Below are 23,266 nucleotides of genomic sequence, written 5' to 3'. Positions count from 1 at the left end.
CGTCACAGCCGTACGGAAGGGCAGGGCCCGCGTGGGGGCTTCCAGCGGCATGGGCCGCGACGACCGGAGGACGACATGAGGACGCGCGAGAAACTGGCGGCCGGTGCGGCCGTCGCCCTGCTGGTGCTGACCGGCTGTGCCGGGTCGGGCGGGTCGGGCGGACCGGCCGCCGTCCGGAGCGGGGTTCCGGTGACGGCCACCGGCAGTCTGGAGGATCTGGCGGCGGACGTGCGGTGCAAGCCCGACATCCAGACGGACGCCGACGAGATCCGGCAGGCCATCTGCGCCACCTCCGACGGCAGGTTCGTGCTCGCGACCTTCGCCACCGACCGGGGGCAGCGTGAGTGGATCAACGATGCCAAGGACTACGGCGGCTTCTACCTCGTGGGCCGCAAGTGGGTCGCCGTCGGGGACGACGGGGTGGTCAAGGAGCTGCGCGGCACGCTCGGCGGCGATGTCGAGATCGGGGTCGACCACCATGCCCACGCCGGGCACAGCGGCTGAGCCAGGGCCAGGGGCCCCGCGGTGGGAGCCGCGGGGCCGCACGGCGAAGGGCCGGTCGCAGTGCGGCGCACATGCCGAAGAAGGCCGGTGACGGGAATCCCGCCACCGGCCTTCTTCAGTGGATCACCGTGTCGGTGGTCACCGCCTCAGCGGGTCACTGGCACTGCCGGCCGGAGTTGATGCAGTTGGCGATCTTGTTCGCCAGGCCGCCGGTCGTGACGCTGATGAAGTCGTCGTGGTCGGTGGCCGGCTTGTGGAGCTGTTCCGGGAAACCGTCCACCGCGTAGGCGTTCTTCACCTGACCGTTCTGGAGGGTCGGCGGGTCGATCTTGTACACGAGGCGCATCGTCAGCTGCGGGATCGCTTTGAAGCCGTTCCCGCAGACGCCGCTCGCCGGGTCGGGGAAGGCCACGTGCGTACGGTGGTTGGCGCTGTCGATGTTCTGACCGTCCCAGCAGCTCTGGAAGGCGAACGTGCGGACCACGTTGCTGCCCTGCGGGCAGATCGGGTACTGCGTCGTCAGCTGGACCTTGCTCTCGAAGCCGGTGCAGCTCCAGTGCGCGTTGGCGTTCGCCAGGCCGTTGGTCGTGGTCTTGGCGTCACCGGTGATGATGCGCAGGAACTGCGGCATCGCGACGACCTTGCCGGCGGGGCTGCCGACGTACTTGATCTGCGCCTGGACCGGGGTCAGGATCCGGCCGACGTTGCCTTCCTTGCCACCGCCGTCGGCGTTCTGGTCGAAGTCCTGCGTGCCGTCCTGGACACGGACCACAGGCCAGTAGTACGCCGACAGGTCGTTCTTGTTCTGGCAGCTGGTGCCGCCCTGCAGGAACGTCTGGTTGCTGGAGAACGCGTTGACCTTCTGGTTGCCGACGTAGTCGTGCAGGTGGTGCGCGCCGTTGGTCACGCCGGGCGCCACGATGACGTTGTCGGTGTTGTGGTTCTTGTTCGCGTTCACACCGCAGCGGGTGACGAACGAACCGGTCGAGGCGTTGCCCTGCTTGGCCGGCTTGCCCTGGACATTCGGTGCGACCGTGGTGATGTCGACGAAGTCCGCCGCCACCGGGCCGTTGCCGGCCTGGCCGCCGTTGTTCTGCTGCTGTCCGCCGTTGTTCTGCTGACCACCGTTGTTCTGCTGCTGCCCGCCGTTGTTCTGCGGCTGCCCGGTGTTCTGGCCGCCGGTGTTCTGCTGCTGGCCACCGCTGTTCTGCTGGCCGCTGGTGCTGGTCAGGTCGCCGGGAGTGCCGGTGCAGGCGGCGAGGGCGTCCAGGCCGCTGGGTGTGGTGCCGCCGACGCGGGTGATCTCCAGCTTGATCCGGTCGAGGATCACCTTCCGGCGGTCCTGCAGCGGCTGGAGAATGGTGTTCTGAACGAAACTCGCGTCCCTGGCCTGTGCGTCCCGCGTGGTCGCCAGACTCTGGTAGGCGTCGGTGATCTGGCGGTCGAGGTTGGCCAGTTCGCCGTCGACCTCGGTCCGTGCCTGGCTGGGTACGTCGGTGAGTTTCTGGCCCACGTCCGGGCACGAGATGGTCGCGACCTGCGCGCTCGCGGCCTTCGTCTGGTTGCCACCCCAGGCTTGGTCGTTCGTCTCGTGCGCCGAGGCGTAGTAGTTCGCCCAGATCAGTCCGCCCCCACCGAGCGCTAGGGCAGCCGATGCGGCTATGGCCTTGGTGGCCAGCGGCGTACGGCGTTTTCGAGTGTTGCGTCCCATGGAACTCCTCTGACTTCCTTTCGGGGCGGAGGCGCCCGACAGGGGTGAAGCGGCGTCCTCTCATACGCAGGGGGTCCGTGGGGTGTTCAGAAACCTCGGGAAAACTCAGAAGTCCGTGAGGTCATTTCCGGCGCAAGACCCACAGAAGCCCCTGCTTCAGCGGGAGTTGAGGAGGGGGAACGACACTTTCCTTGAATTCGATTCAGCGTTCGGTGCCGCCCTCGCCCTGACCGGCCAGCACCTGCTCCTCCACCGCGGGATCGAGGCCCACCTTCGGACGGTCGGGCCGCCGGGGCGCGTCGGTGCCGACGCTCCGCAGCCAGGTCCAGGTGTCGGCCACGGTCTCCGCCACGGGCCGGCAGCGCAGCCCGTCCCGTACCGCCCGTGACACGTCCGCGCTGTGCAGGGCCGCGTAGCCGTCGCTGTCCGGCGGCACCCACACGGGAAGCTGCGTCCAGGGCTCGATCCCCGCGTCGAGGATCACCTCGGGTGCGGTCCAGCGCAGCCGCGCACCGCTTCCGGTCTCCCGTACGCACGCCTCCAGCAGCTCGCCCATGGTCGTGTGACCCTGCGGACTCATGAGGTTGTACGGCCCGCTCAGCCCCCGCTCCACCGCGCCGAGGATCCACTCCGCGAGATCCCGTACGTCGATGTACTGCAACGGCAGGTCGCGCGGCCCGGGGGCGAGGACGGGGCCGCCGCGGGCGATCCGGGTGAGCCACCACGGCAGCCGGTGTATGTTCTCGTACGGCCCCAGGATCAGTCCCGACCGCACCAGCAGGGACCCCTCCGTGCCGAACGCCGCCGTCGCCGCCAGCTCACCGCCCGCCTTGTCCCGCGGGTAGTCGGTCTGCTCCGCGTCGGCCGCCGCCCCCTGCACCAGGGGAGCGCTCTCGTCGTAGCCGGGGTCGGGTGCCCAGGCGTAGACCGAGCAGCTCGACACATACACATACCGTCGGGCCCGGCCGGCGAGCAGCCGGGCGGACTCGTGCACCGCGCGCGGCGCCGCCGACCAGGTGTCGACGACGGCATCCCAGTCCCCGTCGAGGGCCGCGAGCGCGGCGAGTCCGCCGGGCGCGGTGCGGTCGCCGAGTATCCGCCGTACTCCGGGCGGGGGCTGGTGCCGTCCCCGGTTGAGGACGGTCACCTCCCAGCCTCGGCCGAGCGCCGCCTCCACGACGGCCCGCCCCGCGAACTCCGTACCGCCCAGAACCAGAAGTCTCATGCCGGGAACTGTGCCCGGCCCGCCCGCGGAGCGGAACCCGGATCTGCTGAGAGAAGATCCGGAACGGTGGGGTCAGCGGCCCGGTGTGTACTTGTAGCCCACGCGCCGTACGGTCTGGATCGCCTGGCGGTGCTCGGCGCCGAGCTTGCGGCGCAGCCGGGCGATGTGGACGTCCACGGTGCGGCCGTCGCCCACATGCCCGTAGCCCCACACCGTGCTCACGAGCTGCTCGCGGGTGTGCACCCGGTGGGGGTGCGCGACCAGATGGGCGAGCAGTTCGAACTCCAGGTAGGTGAGGTCGAGCGGCCGTCCGGCCACCTCGGCGGTGCGCCGCGCGGTGTCGACGCGGACGAGCGGGTCCTTGGTGGCGCGGTCGGCCGGCCGGCCGGCCGGGGTGTCGGCCGCCGGGGGGCCGTCGGCGGGGGCGGGCACGGCGACCGGTGCGAAGGGCGGACGCTGGTCGGCCGGTACGAGCACCAGATAGCCGATCATCGGCGGCCGGCCCGGCAGTTCGGGCAGGGAGTGCGGGGGCGCGGGCAGCCAGGTGGTGCCCGGCGGCAGGAAGTCCGGCACGCCGGCGACCTCGTCCGCGTCGACGGCACGGAGCCGGTGCCGTGCGGAGCCGGGCGAGGGGGCGGTCGGGGCGTCGAGGGCGGTGGTCGGCACAGAACGAGGGGTCGCCATGAGAGGTCAGCTCTTTCGCGCGAGGAGTTCGACGGGGAGGCCGACGACCGCGAGTTCGTGGCCGGGGTCGTCGAGGACGTACGTCGTGCGCGCTGGCCGAAGGCCGGGGTGCCGGCTTTAGAGGGCCCGCGCGTTCCGCGCGCGACAACACACCCGGTCGAAGTCGTGGTGCTGACGGGACGGCCAGAAGGGCTCGAGGTCATGGCGACCCGTCACGCTGCACTTCTGGAAGCTGGCCATGGCCCCATTGAAGCAGACGGCCGGGCCCGGCAGCAGCCTTCTCTCGCGCATTGGACGCTCTCCCTCGACGCGGACGCGAGCGGGCACGCCCCCGCCGGCCGGCGGCGTGAACCGTGCCGGGGGAGTGGCCCGGAGCCTCCACCCTCGTGCGTCACCGGGTGGCCGGTTCGTCCCCTTCCGAAGGGGCGGCACGAGGCGGACGTACGTCAGCCGGAGGCGGCGGGGGGCCTTGGTCCGCGGCCGCCTCCCGGACGCCGTCCAGGAAGTCCCGTACCGCGGCCCGTTCCCGCTCGTCGTACCCCTCCAGCAACTCAACCGCCCGTCCGATCAGCGGCCCGAAGAACCCCCGGCCGAGCTCCACCGCCCGCTCGTCGATCTCGACGAGCACCCGCCGCCGGTCGTGCCCGTCGCGCACCCGCCGCACGTGCCCGAGCCGTTCCAGCCGGTCGACCAGCGCGGTGGTGCCCGCGGAGTTGAGTCCGAGGAGCGCGCCGAGGCGGCCCGCCGTCATGTCCTGACCGGCGCGGGAGGCGTCCATGAGGGCGATCAGGGCACGGACGTCGGTCGGGTGCATGCCGTTGCGGTGGGCGAACCGGGCGCTGTGCAGCCCGAGTTCGACGGTCACCGCGCGCAGGAGATGGACGATCTCCATCTCGGGTCCCTGGTCGGCCCGGTCCGCCATGCCCGCCTCCGTCGTCGTCCTGTCGTCTCGCTGGCCAAGTATCTTGCTCAGCGAGATAATGCGGGCTCATGGACTCCACTGTGTACGAGACGCAGGGCCCGGCGGACTTCCACGCGGCCTACGACAAGGTGCTCGCCGAATGGCCCGCGGACACCCGGCAAAGCACCGTCCCCACGGACTTCGGCAGCACACGGGTGAACAGCTGCGGCCCCGCCGGCGGACCCCCGCTCGTCCTGCTGCCGGGCGGCCGCGCGACCTCCGTGTCCTGGTACGCCAACGCGGCCGATCTGTCCCGCATCTTCCGGGTCCACGCGGTCGACCTCATCGGCGACCCGGGCCGCAGCGTCCCGGACCCGAGCCGCCCCCTGCGGACCGTCGCCGACCTGACGGCCTGGCTCGACGCGGTCCTCGACGGGCTGGGCGCCGACCGGGCCGCCCTGGCCGGACACTCGTACGGTGGCTGGATCGCCCTCCACTACGCGCTGCACGCCCCGGGCCGCGTCACCCGCCTCGCGCTGCTCGACCCGACCCAGTGCTTCGCCGGATACCGGGCCGGATACCTCCTGCACGCCCTGCCCATGCTCCTGCGCCCCTCCGCGCGCACGATCCGGGCCTTCCTGGAGTGGGAGACGGGCGGGGTGCCGCCGGCCGCGTGGCTGCGGCTCCAGGAGACGACGGCCGGTTTCCCGACGGCCCGCCCGGTCACGGGGCCGCGCCCGAGCGCCGCCGCGCTGCGCTCGCTGCACACCAGGGTCCTGCTGCTCGTGGCCGCGAACAGCAGGAGCCATGATCCCCGCCAAGTGGCCGCCCGTGCCGCCGAGTGGCTGCCGGAGGTGGAGACCCACGTCCTGCCGGACGTGTCTCACCACGCCCTGCCGTACACCAACCCGGCGGCGACGAACCGCCGCCTCCTGGAGTTTTTGGGCGGCTGACCTCACCCCACCTTCTCGATCACGGCCCGGCGGATCAGGAACTTGCCGGGCTCGCGGACCTGTTCGAAGGCCGCGTTGTTGAGCAGCACACAACTGCCGGAGACCGAGGTGACCGTCACCGTCGTGGACTTGTTGTTGTCCAGGTTGGTGACCTTCAGCTTCGTACCCGACGGGAACTGGTTGCTGGACGCCGCCGGGGCGCCGCCCTCACCGGAGAGCGTCACGGTCGAGCCCTTGCAGACCTGCGGGCCCGAGGCGCCCGCGGCGTTGCCCGCGTTCCCGTTGCCCGCGCCGTTGGCGGGCGCCGTGTTCGCGGGCGGCGCGGCGGACGCCGACTGCCCGGCCCGGGGGTCCTGAGCCGACCCCCCGGCCGGTGCCGCGCCACCGGACCGCGCCGCCCCGCCCGCCTGGAGGGACTCCCCGACCTGGCAGCCGGACGCCTCCTGCTGACGCTTGATCTGGGCGACGACCGCCTCGCGGTTGGCGATCCGGGCCGCCGACTGGGCGTCCGGGTTCGCCTTCTGCGCGGCGATGAACGACTCGTTGTTGCCGAGCGCGGTGGCCAGCCCCTTGCAGACCGTCGAGGTGGACGCGTTCTGCACGTTCGCCGCGTTCGAAGTGGCGGCGAAGGCGAAGGCCCCGCCGCCGGCCACGGCGAGGGCGGTGACCGCCAGCGTGATCTTCTTCCCGGGGCTGAGGGTTCTCCTACGCGACATGCGCGCCTCCTGTCCCCGGCCGCTGTCCTCGGCGGCCGGATGCGATGGGTACGCCGCTAGGTACGCGATGCCGAACGGTGTTACTCAGCGGTTGCGGGAGTCGCCGAAGTAACGTAGGTCACAAGGGCCTGGGCTCAGCGGGACAGAGCGTCCCGCACCGCCTCTTCCGTGCGGGCGACGACGGCCGAACCGTCGTCGGCGGTGATGATGGGCCGCTGGATGAGTCGCGGGTGCCCGGCGAGCGCGCGCACCCAGCGGTCGCGCTGCGTGGCGTCCCTCGCCCACTCCTTCATCCCGAGCTCCCTGGCCTCGGCCTCCTGGGTGCGGGTGATGTCCCACGGTTCGAGACCGAGCCGGGTCAGGACGTCGCGGATCTCGTCCTCGGTGGGCACGTCCTCCAGGTAGCGGCGCACGGTGTACTCGGCGCCCTCGGCGTCGAGCAGGGTGAGGGCGCCGCGGCACTTCGAACAGGCCGGGTTGATCCAGATCTCCATGCCCCACACGGTAGTCGAAGCACCTCTTCTCACCGGTGTCACAACCTTGCCCAAAGCCCTTGTGGCCAGCGGCTTTTGTCAGTGGGCGGCAGTAGAATAGAAGCAGTGTTCGAGGGAGGTGCCGGGGTTTCCGGACCGCTCCCCGACCGCGACAGGAGGATGCCCGTGCCCGCTGCCGCAACCAAGCCGAAGCCGAAGCCGACCCAGTCCACCGCCAGGAGGCCGGTCCTCATGGATCTGCCGTACGCGCCGGTGGAGAAGCGCCCGCTCCCCCCGGGGCGGCCGCGTGATTGGTACGTCACCCACAACCGGCGCCTGAAGGCGATGCGCCTCGCGATCGCCCTGCTCGACTCCGGGGTGTACGTGCCGAACCAGGCCCGCAACGAGACGATACGGAGCACGGCGGAGCGGATCGGGGTGCATCCGCCGTCGGACACGACGTGTCACATGGTGCGGGCGCTGATGCGGTACTGCCGTTGAGCCCCAGCCGTTGACGCGGTGGAGCCGCCAGAGCCGGGTGCCTCGTACGTGGGGCGCCCGGCGAGGTCCACCCGTCGGCGGCGTCCCGTCACCCGGAGTGCCGTACCCGGCATGCGGACGGCCCCGTCCAGGCCTTCACTGAGGCGGAGACGGCGCGGACGGCCGTCACGCAGAGGCGGGAGAAGCGATGGCACGACACGGACGCCCCCCGACGGCGTCAGCCCCGACGGCGCCCGTGCCGAACGGCACCGACCCGGTGACCGGCCGCCACGCCCCGTGCTCCGGCCCCCGGCCCCCGGGCCGGCCCGCCACCCGTACCGGCCCCCGCCCCAAGGGCCCCTACGGCCCGCGCCCGGGCCCCGGCCCCACGTCCCCCCGGCCCGCGAGCCGGGTGCGAGCCCATCGATCCCGTACGCGCCGGACCGTACGGCCACAGAAGAACGCATGAGCCTCGCGGACGCCGCCGGTCACAGGCCGGGGGCGCCCCACACCGGGAACCACCGGCTCAGGTCCTGCTCGATCCTGAGGTCGTCCGCGAGCGCCGCCTTCACCTGCAACTCCAGCGCGCTGTCCCGGCTCTGCGAGGCACCGGGCAGCGGGGCGAAGGGATAGAACGTGCCGCGCTTGTAGAGGTAGACCAGGGCCAGCCTCCGGCCGGTGCCGTCCCCGTCGTGGCCGGCGTCCCCTCGGTTCTCGGACCTGTACTCGAATCCGGCCAGTGAGCACAGCAGCTGCGGCCCGAAGCCGTTGGCCTCCATCGAGCTGTTCACCGCGTGCAGGTCGTTGACCAGTTGGGGCAGTTGGTCGGGGGTCCGCTGGGAGACCAGCCACGAGTAGCCGTAGTCGTCCTGCCTCAGTTCCACCGGCCCACCGGTGCGGTCGGCGTCCGCGTCGAGAAGGGCCTGCACCTCCCGGTGGGTCTGCTCGAAGGCCGCGCCCTCGACCGTGGCGAAACACACCGCGCCGCCGCCGGTCGGCGTGAACCCGGCTGCCGCCTGGAGCGTCACGGCCGCCCCCGGCAGTGCGAACAACTGGTCGAGGTCGGGCGCGACGGGTTTCGTACGGCCCAGCAGGATGTCCAGCAGCCCCAAGGGTCAGCCCGCCTTCCCTGGCGCGGCCGCCTCACCCAGCTCCGCGGAGATCCGCCCGAGCTGGTCCAGCCGCTGCTCCAGGGTCGGGTGGGTGGAGAAGAACCGCTCGATGCCGGGCTCCTTGCCGGTCGCCGGGGTGAAGTAGAAGGCGTTGAAGGCCTGGGCCGTGCGCAGGTCCTTGGTCGGGATCCGGGCGATGTCCCCGGTGACCTTGGTCAGCGCGGAGGCCAGCGCCGAGGGGCGTCCGGTCAGATGCGCCGCCGCCCGGTCGGCCGCCAGCTCCCGGTACCGGGACAGCGCCCGGATCAGCAGGAAGCTGATCGCGTACACGGCGGCCGAGACACCCAGCACGGCGGCGAAGACAGCGGCGGTGTTCTGGTCCCTGCGGCCGCCGCCGAAGACCTGCGAGTAGAAGGCGAACCGCACGATCAGTCCCGCGAGCACGCCGAGGAAGGACGCGACCGTGATCACGGCGACGTCCTTGTGCGCCACGTGCGACAGCTCGTGCGCGAGCACACCCTCCAGCTCGGCGGGCTCCAGCCGCCGCAGCAGCCCCGTGGTCACACAGACCACGGCATGGTCGGGATTGCGCCCGGTGGCGAACGCGTTCGGCATGTCCATCTCGGACACGGCGACCACCGGCTTCGGCATGTCCGCCATCGCGCACAGCCGGTCGACCACCGCGTGCAGCTCGGGATACTCCTCGCGCTCCACGACCCGCCCGTGCATGGCGAACAGCGCGATCCGGTCGGAGAACCAGAACTGCGCCACGAACATCGCCCCGACCAGGACGACGACCAGCACCCAGGACTTCAGCAACGCGATCAACGCGGCGACGAAGGCCACGTACAGCAATCCGAGCAGGAACAACGTGACCGTCATCCGAACGGTCAGCCGCCGATCGCTCCGGAAGCGACTCTGCATCTGCACCACCCCGCAGTCAGGCACTCGTCCCGCTGTCCAGTGTGCACCCGTGGATTGCCATGAAGTGGTTCCGAACGACCCTAGGAGGGGCAAAAGGTCCCTGTGAGTCGCTGTGCGTCGCTGTGCGTCAGCCCGGCGCTCGCGCGCCGCCGCTTGCCCCGCCCCCGCAGCGGTCCCGGGAGCCGTCCCCGGACCGGGAATCTGACGGTGCGCGCAGGGCCGCCGGAACCGGGGCCGTCACCCTTCGAAGAGTGGCAGCCCCGGGGGACACGGCCGGACAGCGCCGACCGTCGGAGCAGCGGGCCAGGACGGCCATCCTGCGGCTGCTCTCGAGCCGGACCAGCACCTCGCTTCCGGTGGCTGCGACGCCGGCGTACCTAGGGACCTTCGAGGTAGGCGACGGTTCCCGTCTCTCGTGCGCTGTTGATCGCGTCGAGGCGCGCGAAGTCGACCCGCCTCATCTCCCGCCGCCACTCATCGACTGTCGCCACGCGCCATTCGGTGTGCTCGTGGGTGAGCCGCACGTGGGCAAGCTGGACGTCGGTGAGCTCGCCGCCGTCGAAGACGAAACCGATGTGGTTGGCGGGCCAGTCCGCGCGCTGGGGGACGAAGTGGACGCCGAGGAGACGTTGCGGCCCCTCGAACTCGATACCGGTCTCTTCCAGGCACTCGCGCCGGGCACCCTCCCACGGTGTTTCGCCGCGTTCCAGGTTGCCGCCCGGCCACTGCCAGAATTCCCTCTCGTTGTGGGAGCGGAGCTGGAAGGGCCGGCCGGCGGTGTCGGTGAAGTAGAGGCAGGCGTAGGACGTGGCACGGGCGATGGTCTCGATGTACTGCTCAGGCGGGAGCCACGTGTTCGTCATTCCGGCGTCCCCGTGGGCAGGAACCTGGCGGCCTTGAGCTTGAGCTGGCCGGCGAAATAGGCGGCGGCATCGGGGCGCATGCGGGCAAGGGCGACCATGCCCGTGATGACGGTGTCGGCGACTTCGGCGTGCACGTCGTCCCAGGTGTGGGAGGTGCCCTTACGGGGATTCGTCCCCTTCACACCGATGACGGCCTGTGCGGCCTCGCCGAACTCCTCACCGATCTTGAGTACCTGAAGAACATGCTGCTCCTCGGCCGGCACGCCCCGAGCCGCATCGGCCTCGTTGAACCGGCCGGCGAGGGCGGTGATCGTGGACCATGAGTCGTCAGCCATAAGGGTCCCTCCGTCAGACTTTCCGGTGACGGCAGCAGCCGCCCTGGAACGGGTTCCGCGTGTTCGGGTCATACGGCAGCGGCTTCACCACCGCGTCTCCTTCGATGCCGTGGAGAACGCGCCGCGCGGCGGCGTCGCTATCGGCCGAAGTGGACGTCGGGACGGTTGTAGCAGGTGTCCGTCTCGGTTGTCGTCCTGTTCCCGCGAAGCCGAGTACGTGAGCCGTTCGGCGAGGCCGCCACAGGCAACACCGTCCTCCAGCTGACCGACATCCACGGCGACGTCACCGTCCAGCTCCCCCCGGGACATCAGCCAGCCCGACATCGCCCTCGCCTACGACGAGTTCGGCGAAGGCCTCCGGCGGGAATCCGGACCGGGCGGTCGTCATCAGGCTTTCCTCAGGAAACGCGCGATGTCGGCGGACTCCGCCGCGATGCCCCCGGCGAGTCCGGGCACGGCGGCTCCGGCCGACGGGTCGAACAGCGAGATCTCGGCGCTGTCGCGGCGCCAGGCCCAGGTGCCGCGGGCCAGCCCGTCCGTGAGGACGGTGGCGCGGATCTGGCCGCCACCGGGCCAGACCTGCTTCTCGTGGGAGGCCGGCACGGCGAGGGTACGGCTGCGGTAGCCGGCCAAGTAGTTGTCGTACGCGGGCAGCAGCCGCACGTCGGGGGCCGGCAGCGGGTCGAGCCCGGTCTCGGCGGCCCGGTCGGCCGGCAGCGTGCATGCCTGGTCCAGCACCCGGACGTGCACCAGTTCGCCGGTCGCGTCCAGGGCACGCCAGGCACGCTGGACCGCCGAGGCGGGCAGGCCGGACCAGCCCGCGAAGTCCCCGGGCGCGGCGGGGCCGTGGGCCCGCAGGTAGCGGCGGGCCAGCGCGGTGACGGCGGCCTCCCCGGTGGGTCCCTCGGGGGCGGCCGGCAGCCAGTCCGCGAGCAGGACGAAGGTGGCCTCGCCGGCTCGGTCCGGGCCGAAGCAGACCCTGCCGCGCAGCGCGGCCCGGCGGATCAGGTGGAATGGCGCCTGGCCGCGCGGAGCGACGCCGATCGCTGCCAGACGGTCCGTCAGCTCGGCCCGGGTGGACGGGCCGTGTTCGCCGATGGTGTCCACGATCACGGCCTCGGCGCGGTCGCACAGCGCCTCGTCGAGGTCCAGCTCCCGGTAGCGGCGGGCGCTCAGCCGGAGGAAGTGCGGCCCGAGCAGCCCGAGCAGCCAGGGCAGGTCGGCCGCCGTGACGGTGTGCAGGGTGCCTCGCAGGAACCAGCCCCGGACCAGGCTGCGGTCCTGCTCCATCGCCTGCCGTACGTCCGCCGCGGTGACACCGTCGGCACTGACCCGGATGCCCAGCGCACCCGCCTGAGCGTCTTGGGCCTGCACGGCGACAACCCGTTCGACGGCCTCGGCGGCGGAATCGAAGGTGACGCCGCCGCCGATGCCCTGACCCCGGGTGCGCAGAGCCCGCACCTGGTCGTGGTCCAGTGAGCGCATGCCTCTACCGTACGCACGGCGCTGCTGCGCCGTGGCCGGTTTCCCCTGTCAGTCCCAGGAGTTGAGGAAACGGGTGGCGCGGCGACAACCAGCACGATCAGGAGAGGGACCCGGTCCGGGAACGGCCGCGAGGGCGGCCGTGGTGGCTGTCGCCGCGGCCATGAGTGCGGTCGGGCCGGTGTGCTGGGCGAGGCGGACCTCACGAGGGCCAAAAGGGCGGGGTGGGTGCTCATTTTGCGTGAGCACTACGGTGTTGTGCCCCTTGCCCTCAAGGGGCACAACACCCCACCGATCACACGTCGAAGTACAGCTCGAACTCGTGCGGGTGCGGGCGCAGCTGGAGCGGGGCGATCTCGTTCGTGCGCTTGAGGTCGATCCACGTCTCGATCAGGTCGGTCGTGAAGACGTCACCCTGGAGGAGGAACTCGTGGTCGGCCTCCAGGGAGTCGAGGACGGCCGGGAGCGAGGTCGGGACCTGCGGGACACCCGCGTGCTCCTCGGGAGCCAGCTCGTAGAGGTCCTTGTCGATCGGCTCGGCCGGCTCGATCTTGTTCTTGATGCCGTCCAGGCCGGCGAGGAGCAGGGCCGAGAAGGCCAGGTACGGGTTGCCGGAGGAGTCCGGGGCGCGGAACTCGACGCGCTTGGCCTTCGGGTTCGAGCCGGTGATCGGGATACGCATCGCGGCGGAACGGTTGCGCTGCGAGTACACCAGGTTGACCGGCGCCTCGAAGCCCGGCACCAGGCGGTGGTACGAGTTCACCGTCGGGTTGGTGAAGGCCAGCAGCGACGGGGCGTGCTTGAGGATGCCGCCGATGTAGTAGCGGGCGGTGTCCGACAGGCCCGCGTAGCCGGCCTCGTCGTAGAACAGCGGGTCGCCGTTGCTCCACAGCGACTGGTGGACGTGCATGCCCGAACCGTTGTCGCCGAAGATCGGCTTCGGCATGAAGGTCGCGGTCTTGCCGTTGCGCCAGGCGACGTTCTTCACGATGTACTTGAAGAGCTGGAGGTCGTCGGCGGCGGCGAGCAGCGTGTTGAACCTGTAGTTGATCTCGGCCTGGCCGGCGGTGCCCACCTCGTGGTGCTGGCGCTCGACCTTCAGGCCGGCCTGCTCCAGCTCCAGGGAGATCTCGGCGCGCAGGTCGGCGAAGTGGTCGACCGGCGGGACCGGGAAGTAGCCGCCCTTGTAGCGGACCTTGTAACCGCGGTTGTTCTCCAGCGCACCGGTGTTCCAGGCGCCGGCCTCGGAGTCGATGTGGTAGAAGGACTCGTTCGCGCTGGTCGCGAAGCGGACGCTGTCGAAGACGTAGAACTCGGCCTCGGGACCGAAGTAGGCCGTGTCGGCGATCCCGGTGGAGGCGAGGTAGGCCTCGGCCTTCTTCGCCACGTTGCGCGGGTCACGGGAGTACTGCTCACCCGTGATCGGGTCGTGGATGAAGAAGTTGATGTTGAGCGTCTTGTCACGGCGGAAGGGGTCGACCCGGGCGGTCGACAGGTCCGCGCGCAGCGCCATGTCGGACTCGTGAATGGCCTGGAAACCACGGATCGACGATCCGTCGAAGGCAAGCTCGTCGTCCGGGTCGAACGCCTCGACGGGCACCGTGAAGTGCTGCATGACGCCCGGCAGGTCGCAGAAGCGGATGTCGATGAACTTGACGTCCTCGTCCGCGATGAACTTCTTGGCCTCGTCGGCGTTCTGGAACATCCAGCTCCTCCTACTCCCGACCGTCCGTGCCGGGGTGGTAGTTCGTTCGTGCGGCCAGTGTGGGTGGCACACGCTGCAGCCGACCATAAGGACGGGGGATTTCTCGGGCGTGACCCGTTTGTTTCTCCCAGGTTAACCAGCCGGAGGCCGACCGACCCCACCTTCCCGTGTCGGAAATCGGGCGCAGTACCGTGGACGGGTGGACAACAGGCAAGCAATCGGATCGTGGCTCTCCGGTCCCCGCGCGGCCATGGAGGAAGCCGGGGCGGACTTCGGGTACCGGGGGCAGCAGCTCGGTCTGCCCGAGGAGGGGCCGGGCTCGATCGCCCGCCCGGGCCGGCGCCTCGGCGCCCTGGCCGTCGACTGGGGCCTGTGCGTCCTGATCGCATACGGCCTGATCACCGACGGCTACACCCGTGCCACGCCGAACTGGGCACTGCTCGTCTTCTTCGTGATGAGCGTCCTGACGGTGGGCACGATCGGCGTCACTCCCGGCAAGCGGCTTTTCGGCATCCGGGTGGTGGCGGTGGACACCGGCCAGGTGGCCCCCCTGCGCGCCCTCGCCCGCACGATCCTGCTGTGCCTGGCGATCCCGCCCCTGATCTGGGACCGTGACGGCCGCGGCCTCCACGACCGCGTGGCCAGAACGGTCGAGATCAGAGTCTAGAGACCCCGGTCCCCACGAGGAACGCGGACAACGGCGCCAGCGCCCCCACCTCGATCAGGGGAGGGGTGCGGGAACCTCCCACGGTCCCGTACCGATGAGCGCTCCGGCACCACCCCTGTCGGGGGCGCGGGGAACGGCGCGGGAACTTTCCACGGTCCCGCGCCGGTGGACGTTTCCCGCACCAGCCCCATCAGGGGCGCGGGGAACTGCGCGAGGCACCCCCACCACCCCGCACCCAAGAACGCTCCCGCGCCACCCCAGCCCCCAAAAGCCGCAGGGCCCTCGAAGAACCGCACAGGTTCTCCGAGGGCCCCGAAACCCGGCCGAGTCCAGCGGCGGCGTCACCGCTGGCGACCACCCCGCGGCATGCGCATCCCCTTCGGCAGCGGCCCCTTCGGCAGCGGCATGTTGCTCATCAGGTCGCCCAGCGCCCGCAGCCGGTCGTTGGTCGCGGTCACCTGCGGGCCCGTCAGCACGCGCGGGAACTTCAGCATCGTCGTGCGGAGCTTCTTCAGCGCGATCTGGCCCTCGCCCGTGCCGACGAGCACGTCGTGCACCGGTACGTCCGCCACGATGCGGGCCATCTTCTTCTTCTCGGCGGCCAGCAGGCTCTTGACCCGGTTCGGGTTGCCCTCGGCGACCAGCACGATGCCGGCCTTGCCGACCGCGCGGTGCACCACGTCCTGGCTGCGGTTCATCGCGACCGCCGGCGTGGTGGTCCAGCCCCGGCCGATGTTGTCCAGGACGGCCGCGGCGGCGCCCGGCTGGCCCTCCATCTGGCCGAAGGCGGCGCGCTCGGCCCGGCGTCCGAAGACGATCGCCGTCGCGAGGAAGGCGAGCAGGAAGCCGAGGATGCCGAGATAGACGGGGTGACCGATCAAGAAACCGATGGCGAGGAAGACACCGAAGATGGCGATTCCGACAGCCGCGAGTACAAGACCGATCTTGGGGTCGGCCTTGCGGGTCATCTTGTAGGTCAGGGCGATCTGCTTCAGTCGCCCCGCGTTCGCAGCGTCCGCTGCGGGTTCCTTCCTGGCCATGCCCCGCAGTCTACGTGGCCCGGGAAGCGGTCACGACGGCAGTGCCGGGTGGGGGAGCGGTGGGGGCGCTCCGGGGGAGGGGGCGTCTCCGTCGCTCAGGAGTGGGATGCCGCGGTCGGACTCGACTCGAACACGCGCTGCGCCTCGACGCGGTCCTTGGCGCGGCGGCGGTCCTCCAGGACGGAGGTCCAGGCGTTCTGGCGGGCGGTGCGCTGACCGCCGCTCATGAGGACCGACTCAATGGCACGGAGTGCATCGGTGAATGACGGAATCGCGGTGGCGCGTACGGGCGCGGCCTGCATGGTGGAGGTCCCCCCTCGGGTCGGCGGCTCGGGCAGGAGCTGTACGTGGCGTGAGTTCAGCGTCACTGTTCGGTGTTACCAGGGCGTGACCGACCGGTCAAACGCCGATGAAACCTTGATGTGAGCCCCCAAAAGCCTGACGCGGCCCTGACCGCCCCCCAAGCTGCGGGGACGGTCGGGGCCGCGTCCATCGGCCACTACCGGGGGGTAGTCGCTTGTGTGCGGATTCACACGCGGCTGGTGGCACGGGGTGCCACCAGCCTAGGCGAAGCGGTGTCAGACGGCCTGCGAGGCGACGTACGCGCCGCGCTTCTCGACCGCCATCTGGTAGAGCCGTCCGGCGCGGTACGAGGAGCGGACCAGCGGGCCGGACATGACGCCGGAGAAACCGATCTGCTCGGCCTCCTCCTTCAGCTCCACGAACTCCTGCGGCTTGACCCAGCGCTCCACGGGGTGGTGGCGGACGCTCGGGCGCAGGTACTGCGTGATGGTGACCAGCTCGCAGCCGGCGTCGTGGAGCTGGCGCAGCGCGTCGCTGACCTCCTCGCGCGTCTCGCCCATGCCGAGGATCAGGTTCGACTTGGTCACCAGGCCCTGGTCGCGGGCCGCGGTGATGACCTTCAGGGAGCGCTCGTAGCGGAAGCCGGGGCGGATGCGCTTGAAGATCCGCGGGACGGTCTCGACGTTGTGCGCGAAGACCTCGGGGCGGGCGGAGAAGACCTCGGCGAGCTGCTCGGGCACCGCGTTGAAGTCGGGGGCGAGCAGCTCCACCTTCGTACGGCCGGCCGCGCGGTCCGCGGTCTGCCGGTGGATCTGCCGGACCGTCTCCGCGTACAGCCAGGCGCCGCCGTCCTCGAGGTCGTCACGGGCGACGCCGGTGATGGTGGCGTAGTTCAGGTCCATGGTGACGACGGACTCGCCCACGCGGCGGGGCTCGTCACGGTCCAGCGCCTCGGGCTTGCCCGTGTCGATCTGGCAGAAGTCGCAGCGCCGGGTGCACTGGTCGCCGCCGATGAGGAACGTGGCCTCGCGGTCCTCCCAGCACTCGTAGATGTTGGGACAGCCGGCTTCCTGGCAGACCGTGTGCAGGCCCTCGCTCTTCACGAGGTTCTGCATCTTGGTGTACTCGGGACCCATTTTCGCCCGGGTCTTGATCCACTCGGGCTTGCGCTCGATGGGGGTCTGGCTGTTGCGGACCTCCAGGCGCAGCAACTTGCGTCCGTCGGGTGCGACTGCGGACACATCGGCTCCCTGTAGCTTCGATTCTTCGGCGTACACCAGGGTACGCCCGTGTTTGTTGAGCCCTACCCGTGAGGCCAACCCCGCTGCTCCGGAGTCCATTCCCGCGTCAGGCGGACGCCTTCTCGATCTCCCGCGGCTTCAGATCCGCGTTCTCCAGGACGTCCCTGAGGTGCCGTTCCACCACCGGAAGCACGTCCGCGATCGTCACCTCGCGCCCCAGCTCGCTCGCCAGGGACGTCACGCCGGCGTCTCTGATTCCGCAGGGGATGATGCGGTCGAACCAGGCGTTGTCGGGGTTCACGTTCAGCGCGAAGCCGTGCATCGTGACGCCCTTGGCGACCCGGATGCCGATCGCCGCGATCTTGCGGTCCTCCCGGCGCTGGCCGGCGTTGGAGGGCGCGTACTCCGGGCCGTTGAGCCGCGGGTCGAACTCCTCGTCGGTCAGGCGCGGGTCGAAGTCCAGGGAGAGGCCGCCGAGGGACGGGCGCTGTTCCACCGGGTCGCCGAGCACCCAGACGCCGCTGCGGCCCTCCACCCGGGTGGTCTCCACGCCGAACTCCGCGCAGGCACGGATCAGGGACTCTTCGAGACGGCGCACATGGGCGACGACGTCGACCGGGCGGGGGAGCTTCTGGATCGGGTAGCCCACGAGCTGGCCCGGGCCGTGCCAGGTGATCTTGCCGCCGCGGTCCACGTCGATGACCGGCGTGCCGTCCAGGGGTCGCTCCTCGGGCGCCGTGCGCCGCCCCGCGGTGTAGACCGGGGGGTGCTCCAGGAGCAGGCAGGTGTCAGGGATCTCGTCCGCGAAGCGGGCGGCGTGCACCCGGCGCTGCTCGTCCCAGGCCTCCTGGTACTCGACGGCCTCGGCCCCGAACCCCATGCGGACGAACCGCAGCTCACTCACGGCAAGCGCCTCCCTAGAAGCTTCGTAAGGCGCGAAAGGCGCCCACGCCACTGTACGTCCAGCCCCGAGGTCGACAGGGCCCGGTGGCTCGTCAGCCGGACCGAGCAATCCTCACACGATCGGATGAATGCGCTCCGAAGTCTGCGATCAGCCACTCACTCTCCGCTACATTCGCGCCGTTCACAAGGCCATGAGGGCTGCTCACCAAGGCGATACGGGGACCGCGGCGACCCGGGAGGCAGGCATGCCTTCTCGGGGCTCGGCGTCGGTGACCGGAAGGCAGGAGACCGCACCGCAGATGACGGAACGACCCGCGCAGCGCACCCCCAACCGACAGCTCGCCGTGCTCATCGCAGAAGCGGGGTTCTCCAACGCCGGTCTCGCCCGTCGCGTCGACCAGCTGGGTCTCGAACATGGGCTCGATCTCAGATACGACAAGACGTCCGTGACCCGATGGCTGCGCGGGCAGCAGCCGCGCGGCACCACGCCCGCGCTCATCGCCGAGGTGTTCACCCGGCGGCTCGGCCGCCGGCTCACCGCCCAGGACCTCGGGCTGGACGCCTGCGCCCCGGTGTACGCGGGACTGGAGTTCGCCGCGACCCCGGAGGAGGCCGTGGACATCGTCAGCGGTCTGTGGCGCAAGGACTCCGGCAGCCATGCCGAGCTGCGCAAGATCGCGTTCACCCCGGCCGGTCTCGTGGTGCCCAGCCGGGACTGGCTGATCGGCCGGGCCGACGACCGGGTCGGCCGCGGCGAGACGATCGCCCGCGTCCCCGCCCAGGGCCGTCCCGCGTCCCCCAGGGTCCCGGCCGCGCCGGAACCGGGCGGATCCCCGTCCCGGCACCGCGGCCGGTCCGAGCGCGGACCCGGCCAGAAGGTCACCGGCGGGGACGTCGCCGCCCTCCGCTCGGTCGGCGAGCTGTTCCGGGCCCTCGACCACGCGTACGGCGGGGGCCACGCCCGCCAGGCACTCGTGCGGTACCTGGAGCACGAGGCCGAGCCGATGCTCCATGGCGGCTACGGCGAGCAGACCGGCCGCCGGCTGTTCGCCGCGACCGCCGATCTGACCCGGCTCGCGGGCTGGACGTCGTACGACATCGGCGCGCACGGTCTCGCCCAGCGCTACTTCGTCCAGGCGCTGCGGCTCGCCCAGGCGGCCGGGGACCGGGTCTTCGGGGCCTACGTCCTGATCACCATGAGCCGCCAGGCCGTCTACCTCGGCCACGGACGCGAGGCCGTGCAGCTCGCGCGCGTGGCCCAGCAGGGCGTGGGCACCTCCGCGCCCCCCGTCGTCCAGGCGCTGCTGCACGCCGTGGAGGCGCGCGGCCACGGCGTGCTCGGCGAGGTACGCGCGTGCACGGCCTCGCTGGTGCGGGCCGAGCGGACGCTGGAGTCCGCCCGGCCGGGTGACGACGTCCCCTACTGGGCGCGGTTCTTCGACGAGGCGCAGCTCGCCGACGAGTTCGGGCACTGCCACCGGGATCTGCAGCAGTACCGGGCCGCGGTCCAGCACGCCGAGCGCTCGCTCCGGCTGCGGGCGCCCGGCTACGCCCGCAGCCGGCTGTTCTGCCGGGTCGTGCTCGCCTCGGCGCGGCTCGGCCTCGGCGAGCTGGACCTCGCCTGCCAGTTGGCGGTCGAGGCGGCCGGACAGGCCTCGGAGATGCGGTCGGTGCGGGCGGCGGAGTACGTACGGGACTTCGAGCGCCGGCTGGAGCCGTACCGGGACACGGCACCGGTGCGCGCGTACCGCGACAAGGTGGCCGCGCTGAGCTGAGGCTCAGGCCGCCGTGGGCAGCGGGTCCGCCAGGCGGGTCGGGCCCGCGCCCAGGTCCGCGAGGACGGCGGAGGCGGCCCGGCGGCCCGAGTGCAGCGCGCCCTGGACCGTACTCGTGTCCCGGTGGTCGCCGCACACATACAGCCCGGCCAGCAGCCGTACCGGCCGGCGCGGATCGTGCGGCGGCCGCATCACCGGTACGGCCCGCGGGGTGTGGTGCACGGCGAGCGTCTCCCAGCGGGTGGTCGAGGTGCCGTACAGCCGCGCGAGCTGGGCCCGTACGGCACCGTCCACGTCGTCGGGGGGTGTGCCGAGGACCGTGGAGGAGATGAGGGCACGGCCCGCGGGCGCCCGGGACGGGTCCACCAGGCTGACGACCGCCGTGTGGGACACCGGACCGTCGCGGTCCGCGTCCAGCAGCAGCGAGGCGCCGGTCGGCGGCGGCTCCTCCGTGGTGTGGTGGACGACGGTGACGGGGTGGAAGTCCGGTACGCGCAGTCCCGGCAGCAGTTCGGCGGCGGCGGACGCGTCGGTGGCCAGCAGCACGGCCCGGCAGCGCAGTTCACCGTGTTCCGCGGTGGTCACCGACGTCGTGGAGACGGAGGTGGCGCGCACCCCGGTGTGCACGGTGCCGGGCGGCAGCGCCCGCGCCAGCAGCTCCGGCAGGACGTCCGCGCCGCCCTCCGGCATGCACAGCCGGCCGCTCACGAAGGCGCGCAGCGCGAGATCGGCGCAGCGGCTGGATGTGATCAGCTCCGGGTCGTGCAACAGGGCGGCGAGCAGGGGGCGGAAGAAGCCGTCGACGCTGCGGGCGGGGATTCCGCGCGCCGTGAGCGCGTGCCCGGCGGCCGACTCGGGCCGGGCCAGCAGCCGTTCCAGGGGGGTGGCGGCGATCCGCGCCAGTGCCGCGCCCAGGCGGGCCTGGTCCATGGCGCCGCCCAGCGGGGCGCCGGGCCGCGCGCCGGCCGTGCGGGATCCCGTCGCCGGCCAGCGGGCGGTGCGGGATCCCGTCGCCGGCCAGCGGGCGGTGCGGGATCCCGTCGCCGGCCAGCGGGTCGTGTGTGCCTGTCCCGTTCCGCTCGCCGGCCAGGGCGCGGACGTCCTACGGGGAACGGTGGCGAGGGCGCGCACGGCGCTGAGCGCCGTCCGTGCGCCCCCTGCGCCCCCGCCCCTCACGGCGGCGCCCGCACGGTGCCGGCGCCCCTCGCTGTGTATGAGGACGCCCGGTGCGAAGGGGCGCAGGACGAGGTCCTCGAGCCCCGGCGTCCAGCGCAGTTCGGGGTACGCGGTGGACAGGAGCTGGCCGATCCGGTCGAGCCGGAAGCCGTCGACCTTCTCGGTCGACATGCGCCCGCCGACGTAGGGGGCGGCCTCCAGGACCGCGGTCGTGACTCCTGCGCCGGTCAGCCAGTGGGCTGCCGCGAGGCCGGCGACCCCGGCGCCGACGATGACGACGTCCGCCTGATACACGGGCTGTAGCACGTGCCCCTCCTCGAGGTTGTGCGGCCGGTGGAGCCGTCATGCCCCAACTGGCTGGCGAAGTACCCGAGTTCGGATCGAGCGTAGGTCCGTGAACGGCCAGGTCTAGTCGCGCATGAACAGAGCACGGTCGCACGGTGGTCGCATACGGGCGAGACCGGCGACTCCGTGCCTCCCGCACCCCGACGGCCGTCGTGGCCGCGCCGTCCTTCACCGCTCCAGCGCGGCCCGCAGTGCCTCCTCGATCCCCGGGAACGCGAAGGAGAAGCCGGACTCCAGCAACCGCTTCGGCACCACCCGCGCACTGCCGAGCACATCCGCGGACATCTCACCGAGGGCCAGCCGCAGGGCCGCCGCCGGCACCGGCAAGCGCGTCGGGCGGTGCAGCACGCGCCCCATGGCGTCCGTGATCTCACGGTTCGTCAGCGGCTGAGGAGCCGTCAGATTGAACGGTCCGGACAGATCCGAACGGTCGATGAGATGGCGCAGCGCCGCCACCTCGTCGTGCAGCGCGATGTACGACCAGTACTGGCGCCCGTCCCCCATGCGTCCGCCGAGCCCCGCCTGGAACAGCGGGAACAGCCGCTCCCAGGCCCCGCCCTCGCGGGCCACCACCAGCCCCGTCCGCGCGAACACCGTCCGCACGCCGGCCTCCTGCGCCGGGGCCGCGGCCTCCTCCCACTCCACGCACAGCGACGACAGGAAGCCGTCCCCGGGCGGCGCCGTCTCGTCGACCGTCCGGTCCCCGGTCTCGCCGTAGTAGCCGATCGCGCTGCCGCTCACGAACACCCGCGGCGGCTCGGGCAGGGCGGCGACCACCTCCGCGAGCGCCGCCGTGCCCAGCACCCGGCTGTCGCGGAGCGTCCTCTTGTACGCGTCCGTCCAGCGGTGGTCGCCGATGCCCGCCCCGGCGAGGTTCACCACGGCGTCGCAGCCGATGAGTCCCGTCGCGTCGATGTACTGCCCCTCGGGGTCCCAGCAGACCTCTTCCTCGCCCCGGGCCGAGCGCCGCACCAGACGGACCACCTCGTGTCCGTCCGCGGTCAGCGATCGCACCAGGGCACTGCCGATCAGACCGGACGCACCGGCCACGGCGATTCGGGAACGTTCCATGGGCTCATCCTGCCCCGCGCGTCCCGCCCGACCCGCCCGGCGACCCGGGAAAACCCCGAACGGGTTGCCGCATTCCGGCCCTACAGTGACCCCCATGTCCGTTCCGTACGTACGCCTCGCCGCCTTCGACGACGAGGACGCGCTCGCCCGCCTCGACCGCGCCACCTGGTCTCCGCTGCACTCCGTACAGCCGCGTCCCGAGCCGCCGTACGAGTCCTTCTTCACCGAGCGGTCCGGGCCGGGGGACCACCTCGTGGCTGAACTCGGCGGCGCCGTCGTCGGCTACCTCCGGCTCGGTTTCCCCACGGAGCTGGAGTGCAACGCGCACGTCCGGCAGATCCATGGGCTCGCCGTCGCCGACGAGGCCCGTGGCGCCGGGGTCGGCCGGGCGCTGCTGCGGGCCGCGCGGGAGGAGGCGAGGCGGCGGGGAGCACGACGCCTGACCCTGCGCGTCCTCGGACACAACACTCCGGCCCGGCGGCTGTACGAGTCCGAGGGGTTCACGGTCGAGGGAATCCTGCCCGAGGAGTTCCTGCTCGACGGCACGTACGTCGACGACGTGCTCATGGGTTCTGTTCTCGTCTAGTAGGGCTTCGTTAGGTAGCCCAACTGCCGTCTGATCGGTAGCGTGTGATCTTGTATCGGGTATGACACCCGAGGAGATGGATGAGGTCCGT

General features: G+C 71.6%; 24 protein-coding genes. 6 read left to right on the top strand and 18 right to left on the bottom strand.

Annotation, left to right across the window (positions count from 1 at the left end; genetic code table 11):
* The first annotated feature begins 75 nt into the window (after positions 1 to 75).
* On the top strand, positions 76 to 504 hold the full coding sequence (locus ACWD5Q_RS27770; RefSeq protein WP_451429789.1) for a hypothetical protein: 429 nt from the start codon (positions 76 to 78) through the stop codon (positions 502 to 504).
* Positions 505 to 658: 154 nt separating this feature from the next.
* On the opposite strand, the gene ACWD5Q_RS27765 is transcribed toward ACWD5Q_RS27770, so the two are convergent.
* The 4 genes from ACWD5Q_RS27765 to ACWD5Q_RS27750 form a co-directional block, all read right to left on the bottom strand.
* Complete coding sequence (locus ACWD5Q_RS27765; protein ID WP_451429788.1) at positions 659 to 2,215, bottom strand: DUF1996 domain-containing protein; 1,557 nt, start codon at positions 2,213 to 2,215, stop codon at positions 659 to 661.
* Between the two features lie 202 nt (positions 2,216 to 2,417).
* Complete coding sequence (locus tag ACWD5Q_RS27760) at positions 2,418 to 3,440, bottom strand: NAD-dependent epimerase/dehydratase family protein (RefSeq protein WP_451429787.1); 1,023 nt, start codon at positions 3,438 to 3,440, stop codon at positions 2,418 to 2,420.
* A 72-nt stretch (positions 3,441 to 3,512) separates the two neighbouring features.
* Positions 3,513 to 4,124: a winged helix-turn-helix domain-containing protein gene (locus tag ACWD5Q_RS27755; RefSeq protein ID WP_451429786.1), complete on the bottom strand. Its 612-nt coding sequence runs from the start codon at positions 4,122 to 4,124 to the stop codon at positions 3,513 to 3,515.
* A gap of 391 nt (positions 4,125 to 4,515) precedes the next feature.
* A complete protein-coding gene (locus ACWD5Q_RS27750) occupies positions 4,516 to 5,046 on the bottom strand; it encodes a MarR family winged helix-turn-helix transcriptional regulator (RefSeq protein ID WP_451429785.1) in 531 nt (176 codons plus the stop codon).
* A gap of 68 nt (positions 5,047 to 5,114) precedes the next feature.
* On the opposite strand from ACWD5Q_RS27750, the gene ACWD5Q_RS27745 reads away from it, so the two are divergent.
* A complete protein-coding gene (locus ACWD5Q_RS27745) occupies positions 5,115 to 5,978 on the top strand; it encodes an alpha/beta fold hydrolase (RefSeq protein WP_451429784.1) in 864 nt (287 codons plus the stop codon).
* Between the two features lie 2 nt (positions 5,979 to 5,980).
* Here ACWD5Q_RS27745 and ACWD5Q_RS27740 read toward each other — a convergent pair whose 3' ends face one another.
* Positions 5,981 to 6,694, bottom strand: a complete 714-nt coding sequence (locus ACWD5Q_RS27740; RefSeq protein ID WP_451429783.1) for a hypothetical protein — start codon at positions 6,692 to 6,694, stop codon at positions 5,981 to 5,983.
* A gap of 134 nt (positions 6,695 to 6,828) precedes the next feature.
* A complete protein-coding gene (locus ACWD5Q_RS27735) occupies positions 6,829 to 7,188 on the bottom strand; it encodes an arsenate reductase family protein (protein WP_451429782.1) in 360 nt (119 codons plus the stop codon).
* A gap of 165 nt (positions 7,189 to 7,353) precedes the next feature.
* Between ACWD5Q_RS27735 and ACWD5Q_RS27730 the strand changes: the two genes are divergently transcribed.
* Complete coding sequence (locus tag ACWD5Q_RS27730) at positions 7,354 to 7,668, top strand: hypothetical protein (protein ID WP_451429781.1); 315 nt, start codon at positions 7,354 to 7,356, stop codon at positions 7,666 to 7,668.
* Between the two features lie 467 nt (positions 7,669 to 8,135).
* Here ACWD5Q_RS27730 and pspAB read toward each other — a convergent pair whose 3' ends face one another.
* The 6 genes from pspAB to glnA all read right to left on the bottom strand — a co-directional run bounded on the left by pspAB (position 8,136) and on the right by glnA (position 14,068).
* Entirely contained in the window at positions 8,136 to 8,759 is a 624-nt protein-coding gene (pspAB, locus tag ACWD5Q_RS27725; protein WP_451429780.1) for a PspA-associated protein PspAB, read from the bottom strand.
* Between the two features lie 3 nt (positions 8,760 to 8,762).
* Positions 8,763 to 9,683, bottom strand: a complete 921-nt coding sequence (gene htpX / locus ACWD5Q_RS27720; protein ID WP_451429779.1) for a zinc metalloprotease HtpX — start codon at positions 9,681 to 9,683, stop codon at positions 8,763 to 8,765.
* A gap of 377 nt (positions 9,684 to 10,060) precedes the next feature.
* Positions 10,061 to 10,546: an NUDIX domain-containing protein gene (locus ACWD5Q_RS27715; protein WP_451429778.1), complete on the bottom strand. Its 486-nt coding sequence runs from the start codon at positions 10,544 to 10,546 to the stop codon at positions 10,061 to 10,063.
* Positions 10,543 to 10,881: a MazG-like family protein gene (locus ACWD5Q_RS27710; protein ID WP_451429777.1), complete on the bottom strand. Its 339-nt coding sequence runs from the start codon at positions 10,879 to 10,881 to the stop codon at positions 10,543 to 10,545. The genes ACWD5Q_RS27715 and ACWD5Q_RS27710 overlap by 4 nt, the downstream gene beginning before the upstream one ends.
* Before the next feature lie 387 nt (positions 10,882 to 11,268).
* Positions 11,269 to 12,366 carry a winged helix DNA-binding domain-containing protein gene (locus ACWD5Q_RS27705; protein ID WP_451429776.1) on the bottom strand — a complete coding sequence of 366 codons (1,098 nt, stop codon included), beginning with the start codon at positions 12,364 to 12,366 and terminating at the stop codon, positions 11,269 to 11,271.
* A 292-nt stretch (positions 12,367 to 12,658) separates the two neighbouring features.
* On the bottom strand, positions 12,659 to 14,068 hold the full coding sequence (gene glnA, locus ACWD5Q_RS27700; protein ID WP_451429775.1) for a type I glutamate--ammonia ligase: 1,410 nt from the start codon (positions 14,066 to 14,068) through the stop codon (positions 12,659 to 12,661).
* A gap of 199 nt (positions 14,069 to 14,267) precedes the next feature.
* On the opposite strand from glnA, the gene ACWD5Q_RS27695 reads away from it, so the two are divergent.
* Positions 14,268 to 14,735, top strand: a complete 468-nt coding sequence (locus ACWD5Q_RS27695; RefSeq protein WP_451429774.1) for an RDD family protein — start codon at positions 14,268 to 14,270, stop codon at positions 14,733 to 14,735.
* A 341-nt stretch (positions 14,736 to 15,076) separates the two neighbouring features.
* Here the strand turns inward: ACWD5Q_RS27695 and ACWD5Q_RS27690 are convergent, their stop codons facing one another.
* The 4 genes from ACWD5Q_RS27690 to lipB all read right to left on the bottom strand — a co-directional run bounded on the left by ACWD5Q_RS27690 (position 15,077) and on the right by lipB (position 18,223).
* A complete protein-coding gene (locus ACWD5Q_RS27690; RefSeq protein ID WP_451429773.1) occupies positions 15,077 to 15,775 on the bottom strand; it encodes a DUF4191 domain-containing protein in 699 nt (232 codons plus the stop codon).
* Positions 15,776 to 15,870: 95 nt separating this feature from the next.
* Positions 15,871 to 16,077 carry an SCO2195 family GlnR-regulated protein gene (locus ACWD5Q_RS27685; protein WP_451429806.1) on the bottom strand — a complete coding sequence of 69 codons (207 nt, stop codon included), beginning with the start codon at positions 16,075 to 16,077 and terminating at the stop codon, positions 15,871 to 15,873.
* A 276-nt stretch (positions 16,078 to 16,353) separates the two neighbouring features.
* On the bottom strand, positions 16,354 to 17,319 hold the full coding sequence (gene lipA, locus ACWD5Q_RS27680) for a lipoyl synthase (RefSeq protein ID WP_451429772.1): 966 nt from the start codon (positions 17,317 to 17,319) through the stop codon (positions 16,354 to 16,356).
* Between the two features lie 106 nt (positions 17,320 to 17,425).
* Complete coding sequence (lipB, locus tag ACWD5Q_RS27675; RefSeq protein ID WP_451429771.1) at positions 17,426 to 18,223, bottom strand: lipoyl(octanoyl) transferase LipB; 798 nt, start codon at positions 18,221 to 18,223, stop codon at positions 17,426 to 17,428.
* Between the two features lie 298 nt (positions 18,224 to 18,521).
* Here lipB and ACWD5Q_RS27670 point away from each other — a divergent pair, with 298 nt between their 5' ends.
* A complete protein-coding gene (locus ACWD5Q_RS27670; protein ID WP_451429770.1) occupies positions 18,522 to 19,997 on the top strand; it encodes a regulator in 1,476 nt (491 codons plus the stop codon).
* 3 nt (positions 19,998 to 20,000) lie between these two features.
* Here the strand turns inward: ACWD5Q_RS27670 and ACWD5Q_RS27665 are convergent, their stop codons facing one another.
* Both ACWD5Q_RS27665 and ACWD5Q_RS27660 read right to left on the bottom strand, forming a co-directional pair.
* Positions 20,001 to 21,479 carry an NAD(P)/FAD-dependent oxidoreductase gene (locus tag ACWD5Q_RS27665; protein ID WP_451429769.1) on the bottom strand — a complete coding sequence of 493 codons (1,479 nt, stop codon included), beginning with the start codon at positions 21,477 to 21,479 and terminating at the stop codon, positions 20,001 to 20,003.
* 207 nt (positions 21,480 to 21,686) lie between these two features.
* Positions 21,687 to 22,589, bottom strand: coding sequence for a TIGR01777 family oxidoreductase (locus tag ACWD5Q_RS27660; RefSeq protein WP_451429768.1), 903 nt, complete (start codon positions 22,587 to 22,589; stop codon positions 21,687 to 21,689).
* A 94-nt stretch (positions 22,590 to 22,683) separates the two neighbouring features.
* On the opposite strand from ACWD5Q_RS27660, the gene ACWD5Q_RS27655 reads away from it, so the two are divergent.
* Positions 22,684 to 23,175, top strand: coding sequence for an N-acetyltransferase family protein (locus ACWD5Q_RS27655; RefSeq protein WP_451429767.1), 492 nt, complete (start codon positions 22,684 to 22,686; stop codon positions 23,173 to 23,175).
* The last annotated feature ends 91 nt before the right edge of the window (positions 23,176 to 23,266 follow it).

The organism is Streptomyces sp. NPDC002513 (assembly GCF_053595355.1).
Note: the sequence above shows the minus strand (reverse complement) of the source record. Positions and strands in the feature narration are given on the sequence as shown.

Bases quoted from the DNA above. Each gene is read 5' to 3' on its own strand.
- ACWD5Q_RS27770 (WP_451429789.1), top strand. From the start codon at position 76: ATGAGGACGCGCGAGAAACTGGCGGCCGGTGCGGCCGTCGCCCTGCTG.
- ACWD5Q_RS27765 (WP_451429788.1), bottom strand. From the start codon at position 2,215: ATGGGACGCAACACTCGAAAACGCCGTACGCCGCTGGCCACCAAGGCC.
- ACWD5Q_RS27760 (WP_451429787.1), bottom strand. From the start codon at position 3,440: ATGAGACTTCTGGTTCTGGGCGGTACGGAGTTCGCGGGGCGGGCCGTC.
- ACWD5Q_RS27755 (WP_451429786.1), bottom strand. From the start codon at position 4,124: ATGGCGACCCCTCGTTCTGTGCCGACCACCGCCCTCGACGCCCCGACC.
- ACWD5Q_RS27750 (WP_451429785.1), bottom strand. From the start codon at position 5,046: ATGGCGGACCGGGCCGACCAGGGACCCGAGATGGAGATCGTCCATCTC.
- ACWD5Q_RS27745 (WP_451429784.1), top strand. From the start codon at position 5,115: ATGGACTCCACTGTGTACGAGACGCAGGGCCCGGCGGACTTCCACGCG.
- ACWD5Q_RS27740 (WP_451429783.1), bottom strand. From the start codon at position 6,694: ATGTCGCGTAGGAGAACCCTCAGCCCCGGGAAGAAGATCACGCTGGCG.
- ACWD5Q_RS27735 (WP_451429782.1), bottom strand. From the start codon at position 7,188: ATGGAGATCTGGATCAACCCGGCCTGTTCGAAGTGCCGCGGCGCCCTC.
- htpX (WP_451429779.1), bottom strand. From the start codon at position 9,683: ATGCAGAGTCGCTTCCGGAGCGATCGGCGGCTGACCGTTCGGATGACG.
- ACWD5Q_RS27715 (WP_451429778.1), bottom strand. From the start codon at position 10,546: ATGACGAACACGTGGCTCCCGCCTGAGCAGTACATCGAGACCATCGCC.
- ACWD5Q_RS27710 (WP_451429777.1), bottom strand. From the start codon at position 10,881: ATGGCTGACGACTCATGGTCCACGATCACCGCCCTCGCCGGCCGGTTC.
- ACWD5Q_RS27705 (WP_451429776.1), bottom strand. From the start codon at position 12,366: ATGCGCTCACTGGACCACGACCAGGTGCGGGCTCTGCGCACCCGGGGT.
- glnA (WP_451429775.1), bottom strand. From the start codon at position 14,068: ATGTTCCAGAACGCCGACGAGGCCAAGAAGTTCATCGCGGACGAGGAC.
- ACWD5Q_RS27690 (WP_451429773.1), bottom strand. From the start codon at position 15,775: ATGGCCAGGAAGGAACCCGCAGCGGACGCTGCGAACGCGGGGCGACTG.
- ACWD5Q_RS27685 (WP_451429806.1), bottom strand. From the start codon at position 16,077: ATGCAGGCCGCGCCCGTACGCGCCACCGCGATTCCGTCATTCACCGAT.
- ACWD5Q_RS27670 (WP_451429770.1), top strand. From the start codon at position 18,522: ATGACGGAACGACCCGCGCAGCGCACCCCCAACCGACAGCTCGCCGTG.
- ACWD5Q_RS27660 (WP_451429768.1), bottom strand. From the start codon at position 22,589: ATGGAACGTTCCCGAATCGCCGTGGCCGGTGCGTCCGGTCTGATCGGC.
- ACWD5Q_RS27655 (WP_451429767.1), top strand. From the start codon at position 22,684: ATGTCCGTTCCGTACGTACGCCTCGCCGCCTTCGACGACGAGGACGCG.